This is a genomic window from Pseudoalteromonas sp. XMcav1-K, from assembly GCF_044005875.1.
Classification (GTDB): Bacteria; Pseudomonadota; Gammaproteobacteria; order Enterobacterales; family Alteromonadaceae; genus Pseudoalteromonas; species Pseudoalteromonas spongiae.
Window position 1 is genome coordinate 54,547 of the sequence record NZ_JBIPJE010000038.1, and the last position, 18,604, is coordinate 73,150.

The window sequence follows — 18,604 nt, forward strand, 5'->3', positions numbered from 1 at the left end:
AGTTAAGTAAATTGTTATCATTAACCTAGGGCAATCATATAGCCTTTGCCACGTACTGTAACAATACGCTTTTGTTCTTTTTCATCGCCGAGTTTTTTGCGTAGGCGACCAACTAATACATCAACGGTTCTGTCTGATGGGCTCCAGTCAGATTGACCGATTTCTTCCGATAGTTTTTCACGGCTAGTTGGTTTACCAGCATTACCTATTAATGAAATTAGTACTTTATGTTCTGCTTCAGTTAATCGTATTTCATCGCCACTGGCAATGATAAGTGTGCGATGTTCTGGGTGCACTTTGATATCTGAATATTCAATGTATTCGTCATTGGTTTGAAACAAGTTAAGACGCTTAGCAAGCGCTTTTAATCTTAGCTCTAGCTCAAGTAAATCAACTGGCTTACAAATGTAGTCATCTACACCTTGTGCTAACCCTAAAATGCGATCTTCTTGCGAATCGCGGCTTGAAAGTACAACCACACCGATATCGGAAACTAGATTTATCTCTTTAGCGAGCACTAGGCCGTCTACCTGCGGCAGTACAATATCAACAATCGCTAGTTTGATTTCGTGGTTAGAACGAATGATTTCAGCTGCATTTGCGCCGGTTTCGTCTACCACAAAACTAAAATCACTATTGCTAAAATGTGATTGAATGCGCCTTACTAGCAAGGAGTCATCTTCAACTAGAAGTACTTGTATTGTCATAATGCTCGTTAATGTGTTTTTCTGCCCGAAGCAATATTATCACCAATTTTGCACTGAATGAAAAATAGAAATGTTATGTCACAAAATGCATGTGTACAGAAATAATAACGGCCCATTGTGGGCCGTTATTATTTAGTAATACTTAAATCTTATTTTTGTGTATATAAGTCGTTCCACCATTGTGGTTGTTCTTTTAGATGTTTGTCGAAATATGCAAGCATGGTATTCCACCAATGGAAGCGTTTATCGCGCGCAAAAATCTGGTGGTCTGCGCCTTTATATTCAACTAGTTCAACATCTTGACCTAGTAGCTTTAAGGCAGTGTACATAGTGTGGCTCTCGCCTACAGGTACATTGGTATCAGCATCACCATGAATAAGTAATAACGGTGTTTTTACCTTATCAGCGTTAAATACTGGGCTGTGCTCTGAATAAAGCTTAGCGTTATTCCACGGGAAGCTGTTTTTAGAGGCTTCACCCGAATATAAGTAACCCCACCAACCTTGGCCCCAGTAAGAGGTAATATTTGAAATACCCGCATGGGAAATTGATGCGCTAAACATATCTGTTTTGGTTGCCAACAACATAGTCATAAAGCCACCGTAAGAGGCACCTAAATTACCTACTTTAGTTTTATCAACAAAGCTGTATTTATCTAGGAATGCCTGAGTGCCTTTAATAATGTCATTGGCTGTGTATTCACCCCATGCATTTACGTGTTTAGCTGAGAAATCTTGGCCAAAGCCAGTTGCACCTGTAGGTTGTAATACGTAAACCACATAGCCATTTTCTGCCCATAAATTAAATGGGTAGCGGCCGGTAAATGCGCGATTTACAGGTGAAGTACCGCCATAGTAGTAAACTAACGCAGGGTATTGCTTTTGTTTATCAAGGTTACTTGGTAGGTAAACGCGCCCTTTAATTTCAGTACCTTGATCGTTAGTGAAATTAAATTCTTCCAAACTTGGCAATTGGGTATTAGCGTAGAATGCTTTTTTGCTATTAAATAAGGTTTTTGACTTAGTATTAGAGAGTTTAGTTTTTAACTGCACTTGTTGTGGCAATTGTGCGCCAGTTCCAGCGAAAACAAGGGTAGGTGACTTCTCATTAGACACACTAAAGCGTTCAATTACGTCAAGATTCGTTTTTACTTTATTAAAACGCTTTTTACTTTCATCAAATACATATAGCTGGCGTTTGTCTTCTTCACCGACATTTAAAATCACATCGTCATTTTTTAATACGCTAAATTGGCCAATGCTTGGATCAAATGTTTTTGATAACGCGGTGATGTTTTTACCATCGTAGCTTACTGAATACAGTTGCGTGTCGTAATTGTTACTAAGCTGAGAGTCAGCAACCGTTTTACCTGCTTTTTCACGGAATTCAGGGCCAGCGGTAATGTATAAACCATCACTAGAATACTGCGCACTATTAAAAGTGCGGTACTTGCCAATAGTAGTTTGGCTATTGTCTTTTAAGTTGTATTCCAGCAGTTCTGTTAGCATATGTGGCGGTGCAGCATAATCAGAAATAGAACGGCTTAATAACAGCGTACCGCGCTCGTTATCAAAATCTTGTAAGCTAACACTAAATTCAGCTGGGCTAACTTGGCGCATTAAGCCTGAATTTACATCGTATAAGTAAACACTGGTTTTATTGCGTGCATACGACCAGCGATCTTCTAAACCATGATAATACTTAGTAAGCGATGTCGACTTTTCAGGGCGTTTAACCCAAGTAAAAATAAGCGTGTCGTTATCATAAAAATCGACATTGCTGATACCAGATAGATCTTCACTTAATGCGCTGGTGGTTAGCGTTTTAAGGTTTAGTTTATAAAGCACCTTACTGCTTGTGTATACAAGGTGAATATTATCGTCTGACCAAGCAAAATTGCTGGCGTTAGCTGGTAATGAGTAAACAATCTCGTTGTCTTTTTCCGACTTGATAACAGTTTCTCTAATTGCCTTATTTGCATTTTTATCGTTATAGCTGCGCGTTTGCCAAATTAAGTGCTTACCGTTTGGTGAAATGCTTAGGTTACTAACGGTTTTGCTATCAAATAATTGTTTTGCGCTTAGTGTGTTTGGCGCATCAGTAGAAACACTGATTTTGCTCTCTTCAATTTCGCTGGTTAAATCTAAAGCTACCTTGCCCCAATCTTCAACACTTTCAGTAATAATGATTACTTGGTGTTGTCCTGTTGTTAGCGGTAGTTTATAAGCGTCGCCTTTTTTAGAGAGCAACTCGCCATTAAGATAAAAGCTCGCTTCTTTAACACCATCTAACTTAAGTGTTGCAGGTGTGAAGCGCGTTGTTGTTAATGTGAACTTAAGTGCTTGTAAGCCAGGTTCAGTTAGTGCATTTACCTTGCTTAAGTTTTGCCATTTTAGTGTATTACCAAAAAACGAAACTGACTTTTGGTCGGCTGTTAAGCTTTGCTTTAGGTTGGTTAAAATGGCGTTTTTACGGTTTGTTTCAAATGGCTTGAGTGCGTTTTGCGGCGCAATTGGGCCTAAGTAGTTAATCTTACTTGCATCAATTGCTTCAGCATGCGCTACAGGAGAAATAAAATAAGCGCCGAGCATTGCTGCTAAAAATGATTTTTTCATTGTGAGTCCTTATGAAAATGCGTGACGAAATCATAGCGAAAAAAAGTATGAATGTATGCTTGAACTCGTTGAGTTGCAGCCCAATTATGGTGAACAACGAAAACGATTGTTAATCGATTTTGTAACGGGCTTTAATTGTTATGGTTTATCGCTGTTTATAAATTAATACAATTAAAATGCGGTTGTTGTACGCAGCACTGGTTTAATTGGGTAAACTAGTGACTGAAATTATTATTCGCCATGATTCGAGAGGTTACTGTGGCTTTGTTAATTACCTATATGCTGTTAGCTATAGGCATTTCGTTTGTATGTTCAATAATGGAAGCGGTATTACTAAGTATTACCCCAAGCTATGTCGCCAGTTTAAAAAAGCAAAAACCAAAACTTGCTGCGCGCATTAACTCATTAAAAGAAAAAGTAGATCAGCCGTTAGCGGCGATTCTTACTTTAAATACGGTTGCGCACACAGCCGGTGCTGCAGGTGTAGGTGCTCAAGCTGCCGCGGTATTTGGTGATGCGGCAATTGGTATTGCTTCTGCGGTAATGACACTACTGGTGTTAGTGCTGTCTGAAATTATTCCAAAAACGTTAGGTGCAAACTATTGGCGTCAGCTTACGCCAATTGTATCGTCGTCACTTGTAGTAATGGTTCGCTTATTAAAGCCGTTTATTTGGCTTTCAGACATCATTACCAAAATGCTCGGCAGCAAGCAAAGCGAAAGCCACTATATTCGTGCTGAAATTGAAGCGATGGCTGAAATGGGTAGCGAAGCAGGTGCACTTCATCAAGAAGAAAGCGAGCTAATTCGCAGCCTTTTAAAATTCCGCCATTTAAAGTTGGATACCTTGTTAACTCCGCGCACAGTATTGTTTAAAGTACACAAAGACTTAACAGTAGATGAGTATCTTAAACAACACGGTAGCGTAGCATTTTCACGCGTACTCGTGTTTGACCAAGATTCTGACGACATCATTGGTTTTGTGCACAAAAATGACATCATGCTGGCATATCACCGCCTTGGTGAAGATTACAAAATTGCTAAGCTAGTTAAGCCAATTTATACCGTGCCTGAAACCCTGCACGTTCACACTTTGCTACATACGTTATTAGAAAAACGCATTCATATCAGCCTAATCGTAGATGAATACGGTGATGTACAAGGTATTGTGACGTTAGAAGACATGATTGAAAGCCTAATGGGTATGGAAATTGTGGATGAGCGCGACCAAACCTTTAACATGCAGACCATGGCTAAGGAAAAATGGCAACAACGCGTTGATAATCATGAAAACCTGATTAAAAATGATGAACATGGTGTAGAGAGCAAATCTCCTGTAGTTGACAAAAAGTCGCTTAGCGATGAGTGTAACTAAGCTACAACATCATTTTGTGAACCTCGCTAAGCGTTTAAATGCTTGGCGAGGCATTATGGTTTTATTTGCCATTACGTGCGGAGCCTTGTTAGGTGCTTCGCTACTACTAGACAATCCACAAATGAACAACTACCAAGTGAGCTTTATTTTGCTACTTGGCTGGAGTTTGCTCGGTTACTTTTTTATCGCCAGCTTTAGCTTGTATGATGGGCATATTCCCGCCGATGCATCATGGTTCTCACGTGTTAAACATAAATTAGCTAAGATCTTTATTAGAATTCTTACTCTAATTTTCATACTGATGGTCGCTGTTACCCTATATTTAACGCTTCGCTTAATAAGTGTTTTCAGTAATTAAATTTTAAATTGAATGTAATATTTAATTTCTGCGTTTAAATTGGATTTTTTAATCTAATTAGTCCTGCATTTGTGAAATATAAACCACAAAAAACCTGTTAAAACCGTCTAAGATCTCCGCGATTTATAATTCATCATCTGCGAGCGTGTTATGACGAAAGTAAACAACCAGAATCTGCTGCAATTGCGTTTTATTGAGCAAGCATTTATCGAGCAGCTAAAACCTTCTTTTGATAACTTACCGGCAAACCCATATGCCGACGGTGCATTTCGTTTACGCCGTTACTCTGTAATTAAACTTGTTGATGGCAAATTAAGCCTGCAACCAACTAAAGCATTTGTTCAAGATGACTCAATTAACCAATTCCAAGGCAACATTGAACGTACTTACGAAAACCTTGAAGAGTCGCTGTTAGCGACTGACGGTATGCAGCATTTAGTTAACCAATTTATCGAAATGTCAGGTATTGCTAGCGATACTGATATCGAAATTCATCAGTTCCGCATGTTAGCTATTGATGCAGACACGCCACCTGCACCAGAAGGTGTTCATCAAGATGGTTTTGACCATGTTTGTGTTGCTGGCGTGTCACACAGCAATATTGAAGGTGGTGAGCTACTAGTTTACGAATCACGCGATGCAGAGCCATGTTTCAAAATGGAAATTAAAGATGGCATGTTTGCCATGGTGAATGACCGTCAGGTATGGCACAACGCGACACCAATGAACAAAATCGACAACGATAAAGTAGGTTACCTAGACTGCTTTGTATTAACAGCGTAGGAACGGATAATGCAATTAACTAAAATCCGTAAGCAGTTTCCAGCGTTAATGCAGGAAGTAGCTGGTAAATCACCGGTATTTTTAGATGGCCCTGGTGGCTCACAAGTACCGCAAAGTGTTTTAACTGCCATGTCAGCTTATTTAGGTCGTTATAATTCAAACTTAGGTGGCGCATTTTTCTCAAGCCACCAAACGGTTGACCTAGTAAATAAAGCACGCGAAAGTGCAGCAACATTGTTAAATGCACCAAGCAAAGAGCAAATTGTGTTTGGCCCGAATATGACCAGCCTTACCTTTAGCTTTAGCCGTGCAATTAGCCGTGATTGGCAAGCGGGCGACGAAATTATCGTAACTAATGCAGATCACTTCTCAAATGTATCTAGCTGGCAGCAAGCGGCAGACGATAAAGGCGTAAAAGTTCACGCATTAGAAGTGGATACTAGAGACTGTAGCCTTGATTTAGTGCAGTTAAAATCATTACTCAATGAAAAGACTAAGCTTGTTGCTGTAACTTACGCGTCAAACACCACAGGTACTATCAACGATATTAAAGCGATTGTTGATATGGCACACCAAGTAGGTGCGCTAGTGTATGTTGATGCTGTGCATTATGCACCGCACATGCTGGTGGATGTACAAGCACTTGATTGTGACTTTTTAGCGTGCTCTGCGTATAAATTCTTTGGCCCGCATTTAGGTATGGTTTACGGTAAACGTGAACACTTAGAAGGTTTTACGCCATATAAAGTGGAGCCAGCAACTGATCTAATTCCAGGTCGTTGGGAAACGGGCACGCAAAGCTTTGAAGCTATGGCAGGTTTTATTCAAGCTGTTGAATACATAGCAAGTTTAAGCGAGCTCGATGAAAGCGAGCCACTGCGCACGCGTTTAGAGGTGGCTTTTGCCAATGCTAAACAACATGAAGATGCGCTTTCTAAGTACTTCCTTGAGCGTATCGCAAAGTATAAATCAGTAACCTTATACGGTATTTCTGATCTGTCGCGTTTAGCCGAGCGTACACCTACGTTCGCGATTACTATTGCGGGTGTAACGCCACGCCAAGTGTCTGAGCACTTAGGTAAAGAGCATATTTGTGTGTGGGACGGTAACTTCTACGCCAAAGGCTTATGCCAACAACTTAACGTGTTAGACAACGGCGGTGTTATTCGCATTGGTTGCATGCACTACAACACAATCGAAGAGCTAGAGCGCTTTTTTGATGTATTAGAGCCGCTACTTGCATAACCTCGTAACAATATATAAAAGTGAAAAAGGGTAACTCAGTTACCCTTTTTTATTGGATAATGTCAGCAGCAAAGTAAATAATCCGAATTCGGATTAAATAGATTAGAGCCAACTTGAAGTTAACCAGCTTTAAATACAAAACCCGCAAAGGGCCAGATTATCGTCATGGCGAACAAGTGTCGTTTTTAGATATAAAACACACTTTTGGCATGGGGAATATTCGTGTGGGTAGCTGGGTAACGCGCGAAGAAAGAGACCTTGCCGCTAATTTAGTATTCGATGCGCTGGCTGATTTAGCTTACATATTGGCATTGCCGCCGCAAGCAATGGGGCTGCGTGGCAACTTAAACCTTGCCTTTGGTAGTGGCGGGCGAAAGGGCGTGCAAGCACATTATGCGCCTCATTATCGCGAACTGGCATTGGCTAAAAACGCGGGAGCAGGGGCACTTGCCCATGAGTTTTGGCATGCCTTTGATCATTACATCGCCGATAAAGCTTTTGATATTAATGATGCGGAAATTTTGCCAAACCGCATTTTATTCGCCAGTGACTGCTGGCTGAAAAACAAAACACAAGTTGCTCACCCGTTAAATGATCGCCTAATAAATATTTTTAGCGCCATGCTGTTAAGCGACGATGGCCAAGATAAAAACGACTTTGTCGCCCGCAGTGTAAAAGCTGATTTAGCCTTATCAAGAAACTACTTTTCTTTACCCACCGAAATGATGGCGCGGGCTTTTGAAGCAGCAGTAGAGACTTGCCCTGATATTGAAAACAGCTATTTAGTTGCGGGCACAACCAACCCTGATGTTATGCCGGTATTTCCAGACTTAACCCATCGGCAAAGAATTTATGAGGCGTTGTTAGCGTATTTTAAACCGCTTGGAATGGCATTGAGTAAGTAGATTATTAGTCTTTGTTGAGTTTACTCGAACCTTGCTCGTCAACCGAGGCTATGTTTGTCGCGCTGGCGACGGCAGCCTTTGTGTTGGTTTAGCTTTGCCTCCCTGCATTTATCTTGCGCCATCCATGGCGCACTCGTTCATTTTTGTTACACGACAAAAACGAACCAAAAAACGTGCCCCCGAAATCAAACTGATTCCTTAAAGAATAAATTGAAATGAACGCAAACAGTATGCAATCGCCATCCATGGCTCAAGCATACTTTTGCCAGCATCCATACTGGCAATTGCTCTTCAATTTAATCTTTTCGGGTTTGATTTAAGGGGAGAAGGGTGTATAGCTAAACAATACATTTAAATAAAAGAAGTCTTTGCGCTATTTCAACGTCACTGACTCTATTGATCCCGACCACCCAACCTAACCCTTTGTGCCGTAAGTACTAAAGCTGATTCAAACTAAAACTGCCAAGCGTTGTGAATCCGTCTTAAACGCTTTGTTAAGCTACTGGGTACGGATAACTTAAATCCATACTCTTTTGGCCCACGGTTAGTATTTGTTCAGCTAAAGGATAGCCGTCAATAGCATCAATACTATTTAATGGCCCAAACCCTGAATTCGAGACATAACTAAGTAAATGATGGTTTAGGCTGTTAGCAACAATGTCTGATAGTATTGATACATTGGAGCCTATTATTTCAATTTCTCCACGACTCTCTGTCAGCAACTTGAACCTTGGGTCTTCAGTTTGAACATTCACCGACACACCGAAGTTGTGAACTTCTCCTGTTTGATAATCATAGTGTCGCCCCTGTAAGGGACGTAAAGAATTAAGTGAATGGTAGCGAGCAATTGACGCTGAATACTCTTCGTAAACCTTACTGTCGATTCTGTCTGTTTTCACCAACCCTAAAACTGGTTTGTTGAAAGCATACAATGAACACCCCATTGCTTTACTGTAAAAGTTGTAGAACGCTTCAGCTTGAGCATTTTTCTTAAACACACTTATGTTTTTCGACAACCCTATGCCTTTAGCTTTCATCTCAACAACCGCATTGGCATTTATTTGTTTCTGTTTTATGTACTCAAGGTGAAGAGGTTGAAAATAATTGGCTCCGTACGCTAACGGGATATTTTCGGATTTAAGAAAATGGAAAACTTCGTTTCGTAAAGGCTCTTGATTACTTTCCAAGTCAGTTATGTGAAACTTCCCGTTCGCTTTAGATGCCCCAAAGCAATTAGCTAAATAGTCACAAAACTCAATAATTTTTAATTTGTTATGAGTTTCAACAACAAGCCCTGCGACAAGGGTAAACTCACCGTTATAATTCTCCGGTTGATCAACATAACCAAGTCGACCAGCTTCATCACAATAAAACTCTACGTTAATCATTGATGTTCCTGTAAGTAGCTTAACAATTTTATAGGACGACCATACAAGAACGCGTACCTTGTAAGGTTGTGGTCTGAATAAATCTAATTTGTCGTTGAAACGTAAAAAATCATATTAAATCAGATGGTAAGAATAATAAATAGATTGATTTTGAACTGTATTCTACAGCTATCTGAAAACAGGTAACTTTAGAGTAGCGTTTAACTCTATTCCCCCCTTTAATCAAACCTGAAAAAGGGATTTAAATGAATAATGCGAGACAGGGAGCGAAGCGGTCAAGCAAGCCATGTACAACAGGGATGTTGCTTCATGGCGTTTATGTTCACATTTAAATGTCTTTTGAAGATTAGTTTGATTTTGGGGCGGCTTTTTCTTGGTTCGTTCTTTTTGGCCGTTTAAAAAGAATGAACGAGTGCGTCATGGATGACGCAAGATAAATGCAGGGAGGCAAGTGTGGGTTTTTAAATGCCGCTCTAAAGTAATGTCACCAGAGCGGCAAGGTGGCTATCTAAAAGCGAACTCCAACCCTTTATCCAAACGATATCGGTTTTCTACCAGTCTTCTTATCTTTGGCTTTTGCGCTTTTAGCGGCTGGTTTTTTATCTGTTTTTTTCGTTTTTGATGGTGGCTGATTGTTCGCAGGTGTTGCTACTTTTGGTTCTTCAATCACCTCTGGTACTGGCTGATATTCAACTGCGTCATCATCTTGAACGTCGTTTTCAAATGACTCGCTTTCTTGGTAGTCACTCTCAGCGCTTTCGCCTGAAAATTCGGCAACTTGGAACAGTTGGCCGTCGAATTCCACCGTGTCACCTGCGTATACTTTTTTGCGCTTTTGGAGGCAAATTTCACCATTAAGAGCAACATAACCGTCGGCAATTAGCATTTTTGCTTGGCCGCCAGACTCAACAAGGTCGAGTAGCTTTAATAAGTTACATAATTCAATCGGTTGCTCTTCAAGTTCAACAACAAAAGCTTGTGACATGGATAAATCTCTTAACTGGTTTCGCTGGCTATTGTATCAAACTTATAGGTGCGGTCGAGTTCGCTGATGCCTAAACCTGACTTTTTACGCACTTTAATTTGCACTGGTATGCGCTCTTTCATCGCATCGATATGGCTTATTACGCCAATGGTTTTGCCGCTGGCATTTAGGTTATCGAGCGCATCAAGGGCGATATCGAGGGTTTCTTTATCAAGTGTGCCAAAACCTTCATCTAGAAACAGTGAGTCAATACTCACTTTATGACTAACCAAATCTGAAAGCGCGAGCGCCAAAGCTAGGCTCACTAAAAAGCTTTCACCGCCAGATAGGGTGTTGGTATCGCGCACTTGCTCGCCTTGCCAAAGGTCGATAATTTGCATTTCTAACGACTGATCTTCTTTGCGTTTTAATAGGTAGCGGCCAGTGAGCTTTTCAAGTTGTCGATTGGCAAGGTAAATCAAATTATCAAGCGTTAGCCCTTGGGCAAATTTTCTAAACTTATCGCCTTTTTGCGAGCCAATTAAACCGTGTAAATAATGCCAATCTTGATATTCGCGGTTTAGTAAATCGAGCTCGTGTTTTAAATCTTTAAGTTTGTCTTGTCGCGCTGTATTTTCATTAATTTGGTTGCTCAGTAACCCCAGTTGTTGGTTGGTTTGACCAAGTGTTTCATTTAGTTCGTCAAAGGCACTTTGTAGTTGCTGGCTATTTAGGTTTAGCGTATTAAATTCGTGTGCTTGTTGAGTTTTTAACTCATTTTCAACAGTATTTATTTGCTCGCTATTAAGTGTAAGTGCAGCATCTAATTGGCGTTTAAGCTCGGCTAGTTTATCAAACTCATCAACTGGTAAGCGTGCTTGTTGCGCCGCCTCAATGGTCGCATAAGGGGTTTGCTCCAGTAATTTAGTGAGCTTGGTTTTCAGTTCACTTAATTGCACATTGGTATCATTAAGTTGATCTTGTTTTTCGCTTAGCTGACCGTTGAGCTTGGTGAGCGCAGAATTAATTTGTTGGGCGTGTGTTTCAGCGGCTTTTACTTCAGTGTGAAGCGCCTCTAAGTGTGCTTGTGATTGTTGCTTTTCAGTTATGGTCGATTTATCGCCAAACAGCTCGTGGCGTGTGTGTGCTTGCTCGGCAATTTTCTGCTGTGTGGTTTCGTGCTGATTTTTTAATTCACTTTGTTGCTTTGCAATATCCATTTGCTGCTGTGTTAAATGGTTGCGTGCCTGCTGTGCTAGAGCGAGCTGCTGTTGTAGATGTTGGTATTTTTTATGCTGTGTTTTAAGTGTATTTAATTGCTGTTTCTGTTCGTTAAACCAGTTGGCTAAATCGTCTTCTTGGCAGGAATATCCACACTTATTGATTGTGTATACAAGCTCTGTAAGCGCTGAGGTGTAAGCTTTTTGCTGCTCATCAAAGGTTGTTAATAGCTTTTGCTCTTTGGCGGTTAGGTTTTGTAATTGCTCAGTAGTGCTATTAAGTTTTTCACTCAGTAATTGTATTTGATGGCTTATCTCGCGTTCTGCTTGTTGCGCCTCGGTTAACTGAGTATTTATTGCTTTAACTTGTTCATGGTTTTGTAACGCAGTTGCAAGGTGTTGCTCTGTTTTCTCAATAAACGTCAGCAAAGCGGTTTCATCGCTAATCGCAATCTGTTCAATCGACCAAGTTGTGGCGATTGAATCTAGTTGCTGGGTTTTATTCGTGATTGCGGTATTTAATGCATCAATTTGTTGGGCATTACTGCTAAGTGCTGCGGAAAGCTCAATCACGTTTTGTTGTAAGTCACTTATCTCTTGTTTAAGCGTTGCGATCTGTGTGTTTTCATCACCTGACGAGTTACCAGCCTCAAAATGACTTAAGTCATGCTGAGCACTACCGCAAAGCGGGCAGGGGGTATCTTCTTCTAAATCTTGTCGCAGTTGTGCTAATTGGGCTTCGGCATTTTGTAAGCGCAGTGAGGTATCTAAACTTTGTTGTTGAGCTTTCAGCAGCGCATTTTGTGAAGCAAGCTGCTCTTCTAGCTCAGGCTGGGCACTCTGTAATGTTTTAATTTGCGTTTTATCCGCAAAGATTTCGTTTGTTATTTGTTGCCACTGAATTTGCTGTTGTTTTGCAGTTTTGGCTTTATCTAACGTCTGTTTAAGTGAGTTTATTATGTTTTCACACACATCAATATCACTGTTGTCACCAAATTCACTTAACTGTGTTTGTAACTGAGTAACTTGAAGCTGACGCTGTTCACGTTTTGTTTGCTCTTTTGCGATGCCTGTTTGTTGCTCGCCAATTGCTTGGTTTAGAGCGGTTTTGCTTTCGGCTAACTCGGTTAGTTGGTTTTGTTGCTGCTGCAAAGACTGTGCGTTTAGTTGCAGCTTAGCGTGCTCATCAAGCCACTCTGAAAGCTGGTGTTCAAATTGCTCTATATTTATGGTTTGATCAAAACTTGCGGCAAGTTGCTGCTTTTCAGTTTCAAGGCACTGAATGTTACTTTCACTTTGTTGCAGCGCTTCAGTTAGTTCTTTTTTTTGTATATACAAGCTTTCTAGCTGCTGATTTAACTCGCTTAATTTGCTTTTGCTATGCGCAAGTTGGTTATCGAGTGGGGTTACCTTATTATCAATAAGCTCAAATAACTCTTTTTGCGCTTGCTTGGTAGTATCGAGTTTAGTGGCTAGGGAATAATTTAACTCAACTACCTTTGCTTGCTCGTTTGCGCGCAAGTTTGCTTGTTGTTGATAACTTTCAATACTGGCAATTTGGCTTTGCTTGGCAGTGTTTAACGATGCGAGTTTATCTAAATCAACCGCGAGTTTTTGTGCGGGCAAGGCAGTTTCAAGGCGCGTTAGCTCTGGCTGTTTTTCAGCAAGTTCATTTTCAAGTTGCGCTTTTTGCTGTTGCAGTTTTTCTAAACGCTGTTGGTTTTGTATAAGCTGGTTATGCCAATCGCGTTTTGCTTGCAGGCTGGTAAGCTCGCTTTTTAAATTAGCTTGCTGTGTTTGTAGCTCACTAAATTGCTGGTTTATTTCATTTATACGCTCTTCTGGTAACAGTTCGAGCGATTCTGTTTTAGCACTTATTACATTAAGTGCATCGCGTGCTTCACCAAAGCGTTGGTGTACTAATTGCGAAATTTGGCCATAAATTTCGGTGCCTGTGAGTTCTTCTAATAATTCGGCGCGGTCGGCTTCTTTGGCTTGTAAAAATGCGGCGAACTGCCCCTGTGACAACATCATGGATTTTGTGAAGCGGGCAAAGTTAAGGCCAGTGAGTGACTCGATTAGCTGATCTTTCTTTTTAATTTGTGCGGCAATAGGTTTATTGCTCGCCACTTCAACTAGCTCTACTTCCGCTGGTTGTAAGTTGCCGTCTGGCTTATTTCGGGCGCGGCGCATTGACCAAAAAGCACGATACACACCTTGGTTTACGGCAAATTCAACCTCAGCTAAACAGTAACTGGTGCCTCGGGTCATTATTTCATTATTACTTGCGCTGATTGCACCAAGCCTTGGCGTGCTGTTGTAAAGTGCTAAGCAAATGGCATCTAAAATAGTGGTTTTACCGGCGCCAGTTGGCCCGGTGATAGCAAAAATGCCGCTTTCGGCAAATGGCGCTTTGTTAAAATCGATTTTCCACTCACCTTTTAGTGAGTTTAAATTGGCAAAACGCAGTGACAATATTTTCATGACTGCGCTCCTTTTGCCGTATTCAGCAGTGAAATAAAGTGCTGGGTTAGGCGCTCTTTACGGGCTAGATCGTCCTCTGTTGTAAACTCTTCAAGTGAAATACGTTTCTCAAAAACCTCTAAAGGGGTTATTTCAGACAGGTTTTCTTGCTTTTGTTGGCTAAGTTTAGCTACATGTTTGCGCGCACGTTTTAGTTGTAATACTTCCACGGGCAGGTCTTTGGTGAGATCTAACACGGTATTTTGCAGGTCGCTAATATAGTCGTCGGTGGTAACTTCAATGCTCAGCCAGGTTGTTTCAGTTTGCTCTGCAAATACGGTTAATGCGTTTTTAATTTCGGCGAGGTTGCCTTTTATGGCTTGCATTGCTTGAAAGCGCGGGATTTCAAGTTTGTTTATTTGCGACACATTTTGCCCTTCAAATTCAACCAAGTTGACCGATTTTGCGTGTTTTAATTCATCAAAACTAAGGGCGATTGGCGAGCCGCTATAAAACACATTACCTTCTTTACCGACCTTTTGAGCGCCGTGAATATGACCAAGGGCGATGTAATCAGCGTTTGGCAGTTGATGTGCGTTTATACCTGACAGATGGCCGATATAAATATCGCGCACTGACTCTGAGCTAGATGCGCCTACCGCAGTTAAATGGCCCGTCATAATTATCGGTATATCTTGATCTGCTTTTAATGTTTGCGCGGCCTTAAAGGTATTTTCAAAGTGTTCGTAAATGCCTTTGGCAAGGTTGTCTTGTTTTTCTTTTATGCTTTCGTCGGCGTGGCTGGTGATAATGTCTTTACTGCGTAAAAATGGAATGGCACAGACATAACCTAAGGTTTTTTCCGCTTTAGTGATAGCGACGATTTGCTCTGCTACATTTTCACTGGCTTGCGATACCACATGGCAGTTAAGCGCTTTTACTAAGCTTTTAATCTCGTTAAGGGTAGCTACCGAATCGTGATTGCCTGCGGTTACAATCAGCTGGCAATCTGCCGCTTGCATCGCCAAAATAAGTTCACTGTAGAGGCTGCGCGCATAACTTGGTGGCGTGCCAGTATCAAAAATATCTCCTGCGATAATCACCGCATCTACTTGCTGCGCTTTAACTTGCTCAGCTAGCCATTTGATTAATAAATGGTGCTCTTTTTGCCGAGACTGATTAAAAAAGCTCTGGCCAAGATGCCAGTCAGATGTGTGAATAATGCGCATAAGAGTTCTTGATAGCAAAAAAACTCACTTTATCACTTTTTAATAAAACCCATAAAGGGCAACAAGCTGCATAAAGCATAATTTTTTAACTGCTGCTTTTAGCACATAACATGTTGTTACAGTGCGTTAATTTATCCGTTAGATCTTCGCTTAATGGATGGTTATAATGCGTTTTTTATTTTGCTAACCAGTAAGAGAAATTCAGTATGTTCACGGCCATGCAAAGCCAATTTCAACGAATCGACGACAGTAAAGCGTTTCAAGCCTTTGTTATTTTTGTCATTGTGGTATCAGCACTGAGTGTTGGTGCGCATACTTATGCCTTGCCTGTGTGGATGGAAAATCTCTTATTGCTGTTAGATAAAGGCATCACGGTATTTTTCGCGGTAGAAATTGCAATTCGTTTTATTGCTTCAAAAGGACCAAAAGCGTTTTTCTCTAAGGGCTGGAATATTTTCGACACCATTATTGTAATTGGTAGCTTGTTACCGGTTGCGGGTTCAACGGTGTTCATTGCACGTTTATTGCGTATTTTCCGTGTGCTGCGTTTGGTTTCTATGGTACCTGAGCTTCGAATGCTGGTGAATGCGCTGATTAAAGCCATTCCGCGCATGGGCTACATCGCACTACTAATGTTTGTAATTTTCTACATTTATGCCGCTGTTGGTAGCATGATGTTCAGTGAAATTAACCCAACCCTTTGGCGCGATGTGTCGATTTCAATGCTGACGCTGTTCCGTGTGGCAACCTTTGAAGATTGGACAGATGTAATGTACGAAACCATGGCGGTGCACCCGCTAAGTTGGATTTACTATTTGTCGTTTATCTTTTTAACTGCGTTTATTTTCTTAAATATGATGGTGGGTGTGGTGCTTGAAGTGATGACCCAAGAGCATGATAACTTTGTTAAAGAAAATACTGACGAATTAGATGAGCCTGCAACCAAAGGTGAAGTGCTTGAGTTAAAAGCGCAAATTCTAGAGCTTAATAAATTACTCAGCGAACGGCTAAAGTAACCGCCACTGCTCACTTGCGCATCTCGCTAACCTCGTTAACACTTATGTATAGTGAGTAGGTGTGGCGGATGTGCAATGTGGAACAACTTTAGTCGTATTCTTAATATACTCTATGTTGTTTGTGCGCTTTGGGCGTGTTTTGTTGCTTATTGGTTCTTAGAAAGTCTTACCGCTGTTATTGTGTGCGGAGCAATTGCCGCCATATTACTTCTGTTATTTATCCACCGCGCGTCATCCGGCGCACTATTAAAACTGCCTCCGCAAATTTCATTTAAACGCCAAGCTTCCCCTGTTTATGCATTAAACAGCAATGCGTTTGATGTGTTTGTATTGGTCAGTGGTGCATCTATTAATAATTTGCAAGAGTTAGGTGAGCGCTTAAAAAACGTATTCGCCAGTGACTTTGTATCTTGCAAGCAACTTAAAGGCGAGCGTATAAGCATTACTATTAAATGTCCAAATGTGTGCGATGAAAGCCGATTTAATACACTTTTTAGTGAAGTTATGGCGCAGTATAGCGACATTGCATTTGGTGCTTGTTTGTATCGCGAGCCGTGTCAGCAGTTGAATGTATATCAACTTGCAGAGCTTGCATTAGCTATTGCGAAAACAAAACAGCATGACCCTTGCCACACCCTAAAGCTAAATCAAACTAATCTTGCGCTATTACAATATTCGCTGCCAGATATGCTGAGGGACCTGTTAAATAAGCAGTTTTTACTGGTTTTTGAGCCGGTGTTTAGCGTGCATGGTGAGGCTTTGTTATTTCATCAAGTGGGTATTACGATTCGCCATCAGAAAATTGGATTGTGTGACGCCAAACAGTGTTTGTTGGGCTGTATTGAGCCAGATAAGTTAATTGCGCTCGATTCTCATTTAATGCGCCAGCTAATTAAAACACTTGCACAAGACCCAGGTAGCGAACCTGTCTCTTTGTGTTTAGATCTTTCTACTTGGCAAAGTGCGAATGCAATAAATGAGCTAGTGAAATTGGTAGACCAAGCGGGGTATACCCAAGTGATCCGTTTTGCATTACCTGAAAGCGTATTCGTTAACGAATTTGATAAAGTCTCAGCGCAACTTAAATTTGTTAAAAAGCATAATATTGCTATTTTGCTTGAGCATTGTCATGGTGCATTATTAGCGGAGCAAAAAGGCGTTACCTATTTAACAGGAATAAGTTTAGATAGCGATTGCTTTCAGCTGCCTCATGAGCAACAAGAAAGCTTACTGACCGCCGTTGCTCATTTTGCCAATCAATACCAGTTGCAGTTATACGCAAATGGCGTAGCAAATAAATACCAACTTAACTTGCTTGCAGAACATCATTTTTCCGGCGCTAGTGGGCGTTACTTTCAGCAAGGCGAAAGTAATATTGCACTGGGATTAAATTAGCTTTCGGTATTTCAGTCCTGTCAATCCTTGTAGGCCGCCTGTGTGAATCGCCATGATGCGAGTGTTTGGTTTTATAATCCCTTGCTTTATTTGGCTGAAAATTGTGAATAGTAATTTACCGGTGTAAATGGGCTCAAGTGGCAACTGCGCGCGCATACTTTGGCAAAACTGCCACAATTCATCGGTAAATTTACCGTAGCCGCCATAGTGATATTCGGTGAATAAATGCCAATTATTTTGTTGTTTAGCTTTAAGGCTAAGCTTTTGGATTTCATCGTTTAAATAATTTGCCTGTTTTAACACCGCAACACCATAAATTTGAGTGCTATTGGGCAGGCCTTCAATCAACCCTGCTAAGGTGCCGCCGCTACCCACAGCACACCAAACTTGCTCTGTGTGTGGCAAGCTTTGTGCGAGTTCTATAACGCCTTGCATTGCGAGTTGGTTGCTACCACCTTCTGGAATGATTAGGCTGTGTGGACGTTGTGTTTGTAATTCAGATAAATAATCTTGCTCGTAACGCTTTCGGTAAGTAATGCGATTAACTGGTGTTAGTTTTACGCCGCAAGCGCTGGCGAACTTTAAACAGGGATTGTTAGCATCAAGTTCTGGCCCACGTACAATTACTTCTGTGTTAAACCCAAATAAGCGCGACGCGCCCGCTAACGCATATAAATGATTTGAGAAAGCGCCTGAAAAACTCAGCAAGTTGTTTATTTTGTTTTTATGCGCATAGTGCAGGTTATATTTAAGTTTGCGCCATTTATTACCGCTTATTAACGGATGCGTCAGGTCATCGCGTTTTACAAATAGGGTGATGTTATTTTCAGCTAACATGGGGTGCGCAATTTTTTGCACCGGTGTTTGATCAACATTTAGTTGGAAATCAATGCTCAAAGTACGAAACTCCTTGCTTAGGTTGGTTTGCTTGCTACACTAAGA

The 18,604-nt window shown here is 41.0% G+C and carries 14 protein-coding genes; 7 read left to right on the forward strand and 7 right to left on the reverse strand.

Going from position 1 to position 18,604, the window contains the following annotated elements; genetic code table 11:
- Positions 1–20: 20 nt before the first annotated feature.
- Positions 21–707 (reverse strand): response regulator transcription factor, encoded by a 687-nt coding sequence (locus ACHSBP_RS08005; RefSeq protein ID WP_010561224.1) that lies wholly within the window; start codon positions 705–707, stop codon positions 21–23.
- A gap of 149 nt (positions 708–856) precedes the next feature.
- Positions 857–3,322 carry an alpha/beta hydrolase family protein gene (locus ACHSBP_RS08010; protein ID WP_395388493.1) on the reverse strand — a complete coding sequence of 822 codons (2,466 nt, stop codon included), beginning with the start codon at positions 3,320–3,322 and terminating at the stop codon, positions 857–859.
- Between the two features lie 258 nt (positions 3,323–3,580).
- On the opposite strand from ACHSBP_RS08010, the gene ACHSBP_RS08015 reads away from it, so the two are divergent.
- From ACHSBP_RS08015 to ACHSBP_RS08035, 5 genes are all read left to right on the forward strand, one after another.
- Positions 3,581–4,696: a CNNM domain-containing protein gene (locus ACHSBP_RS08015; RefSeq protein WP_051320889.1), complete on the forward strand. Its 1,116-nt coding sequence runs from the start codon at positions 3,581–3,583 to the stop codon at positions 4,694–4,696.
- On the forward strand, positions 4,683–5,054 hold the full coding sequence (locus tag ACHSBP_RS08020) for a hypothetical protein (RefSeq protein ID WP_010561221.1): 372 nt from the start codon (positions 4,683–4,685) through the stop codon (positions 5,052–5,054). Before ACHSBP_RS08015 ends, ACHSBP_RS08020 begins: the two co-directional genes overlap by 14 nt.
- Positions 5,055–5,204: 150 nt before the next feature.
- Positions 5,205–5,837: a 2OG-Fe dioxygenase family protein gene (locus ACHSBP_RS08025; protein WP_010561220.1), complete on the forward strand. Its 633-nt coding sequence runs from the start codon at positions 5,205–5,207 to the stop codon at positions 5,835–5,837.
- A gap of 9 nt (positions 5,838–5,846) precedes the next feature.
- Entirely contained in the window at positions 5,847–7,082 is a 1,236-nt protein-coding gene (locus ACHSBP_RS08030; RefSeq protein WP_395388495.1) for a cysteine desulfurase-like protein, read from the forward strand.
- Between the two features lie 113 nt (positions 7,083–7,195).
- On the forward strand, positions 7,196–7,987 hold the full coding sequence (locus tag ACHSBP_RS08035; RefSeq protein WP_395388497.1) for a CLCA_X family protein: 792 nt from the start codon (positions 7,196–7,198) through the stop codon (positions 7,985–7,987).
- A 494-nt stretch (positions 7,988–8,481) separates the two neighbouring features.
- Here ACHSBP_RS08035 and ACHSBP_RS08040 read toward each other — a convergent pair whose 3' ends face one another.
- From ACHSBP_RS08040 to sbcD, 4 genes are all read right to left on the reverse strand, one after another.
- The gene (locus ACHSBP_RS08040) at positions 8,482–9,375 is read right to left on the reverse strand and encodes a hypothetical protein (RefSeq protein WP_395388499.1); all 894 of its coding nucleotides are present in this window, start codon (positions 9,373–9,375) and stop codon (positions 8,482–8,484) included.
- Positions 9,376–9,904: 529 nt separating this feature from the next.
- On the reverse strand, positions 9,905–10,360 hold the full coding sequence (locus ACHSBP_RS08045) for an RNA-binding S4 domain-containing protein (protein WP_395388500.1): 456 nt from the start codon (positions 10,358–10,360) through the stop codon (positions 9,905–9,907).
- Between the two features lie 11 nt (positions 10,361–10,371).
- A complete protein-coding gene (locus ACHSBP_RS08050) occupies positions 10,372–14,043 on the reverse strand; it encodes an AAA family ATPase (RefSeq protein WP_395388501.1) in 3,672 nt (1,223 codons plus the stop codon).
- Positions 14,040–15,251 (reverse strand): exonuclease subunit SbcD, encoded by a 1,212-nt coding sequence (gene sbcD, locus ACHSBP_RS08055; protein WP_010561213.1) that lies wholly within the window; start codon positions 15,249–15,251, stop codon positions 14,040–14,042. Before sbcD ends, ACHSBP_RS08050 begins: the two co-directional genes overlap by 4 nt.
- Before the next feature lie 206 nt (positions 15,252–15,457).
- On the opposite strand from sbcD, the gene ACHSBP_RS08060 reads away from it, so the two are divergent.
- Both ACHSBP_RS08060 and ACHSBP_RS08065 read left to right on the forward strand, forming a co-directional pair.
- Entirely contained in the window at positions 15,458–16,267 is an 810-nt protein-coding gene (locus ACHSBP_RS08060; RefSeq protein WP_395388502.1) for an ion transporter, read from the forward strand.
- A gap of 75 nt (positions 16,268–16,342) precedes the next feature.
- Complete coding sequence (locus ACHSBP_RS08065; protein WP_395388503.1) at positions 16,343–17,662, forward strand: EAL domain-containing protein; 1,320 nt, start codon at positions 16,343–16,345, stop codon at positions 17,660–17,662.
- On the opposite strand, the gene ACHSBP_RS08070 is transcribed toward ACHSBP_RS08065, so the two are convergent.
- Entirely contained in the window at positions 17,654–18,559 is a 906-nt protein-coding gene (locus ACHSBP_RS08070; RefSeq protein WP_010561210.1) for a 1-aminocyclopropane-1-carboxylate deaminase/D-cysteine desulfhydrase, read from the reverse strand. The two genes, ACHSBP_RS08065 and ACHSBP_RS08070, sit on opposite strands and share 9 nt — an antisense overlap.
- Between the last annotated feature and the right edge of the window lie 45 nt (positions 18,560–18,604).

Coding starts and splice junctions, on each gene's coding strand:
- ACHSBP_RS08005 (WP_010561224.1), bottom strand. CDS start 707: ATGACAATACAAGTACTTCTAGTTGAAGATGACTCCTTGCTAGTAAGG.
- ACHSBP_RS08010 (WP_395388493.1), bottom strand. CDS start 3,322: ATGAAAAAATCATTTTTAGCAGCAATGCTCGGCGCTTATTTTATTTCT.
- ACHSBP_RS08020 (WP_010561221.1), top strand. CDS start 4,683: ATGAGTGTAACTAAGCTACAACATCATTTTGTGAACCTCGCTAAGCGT.
- ACHSBP_RS08025 (WP_010561220.1), top strand. CDS start 5,205: ATGACGAAAGTAAACAACCAGAATCTGCTGCAATTGCGTTTTATTGAG.
- ACHSBP_RS08030 (WP_395388495.1), top strand. CDS start 5,847: ATGCAATTAACTAAAATCCGTAAGCAGTTTCCAGCGTTAATGCAGGAA.
- ACHSBP_RS08040 (WP_395388499.1), bottom strand. CDS start 9,375: ATGATTAACGTAGAGTTTTATTGTGATGAAGCTGGTCGACTTGGTTAT.
- ACHSBP_RS08045 (WP_395388500.1), bottom strand. CDS start 10,360: ATGTCACAAGCTTTTGTTGTTGAACTTGAAGAGCAACCGATTGAATTA.
- ACHSBP_RS08050 (WP_395388501.1), bottom strand. CDS start 14,043: ATGAAAATATTGTCACTGCGTTTTGCCAATTTAAACTCACTAAAAGGT.
- sbcD (WP_010561213.1), bottom strand. CDS start 15,251: ATGCGCATTATTCACACATCTGACTGGCATCTTGGCCAGAGCTTTTTT.
- ACHSBP_RS08060 (WP_395388502.1), top strand. CDS start 15,458: ATGTTCACGGCCATGCAAAGCCAATTTCAACGAATCGACGACAGTAAA.
- ACHSBP_RS08065 (WP_395388503.1), top strand. CDS start 16,343: ATGTGGAACAACTTTAGTCGTATTCTTAATATACTCTATGTTGTTTGT.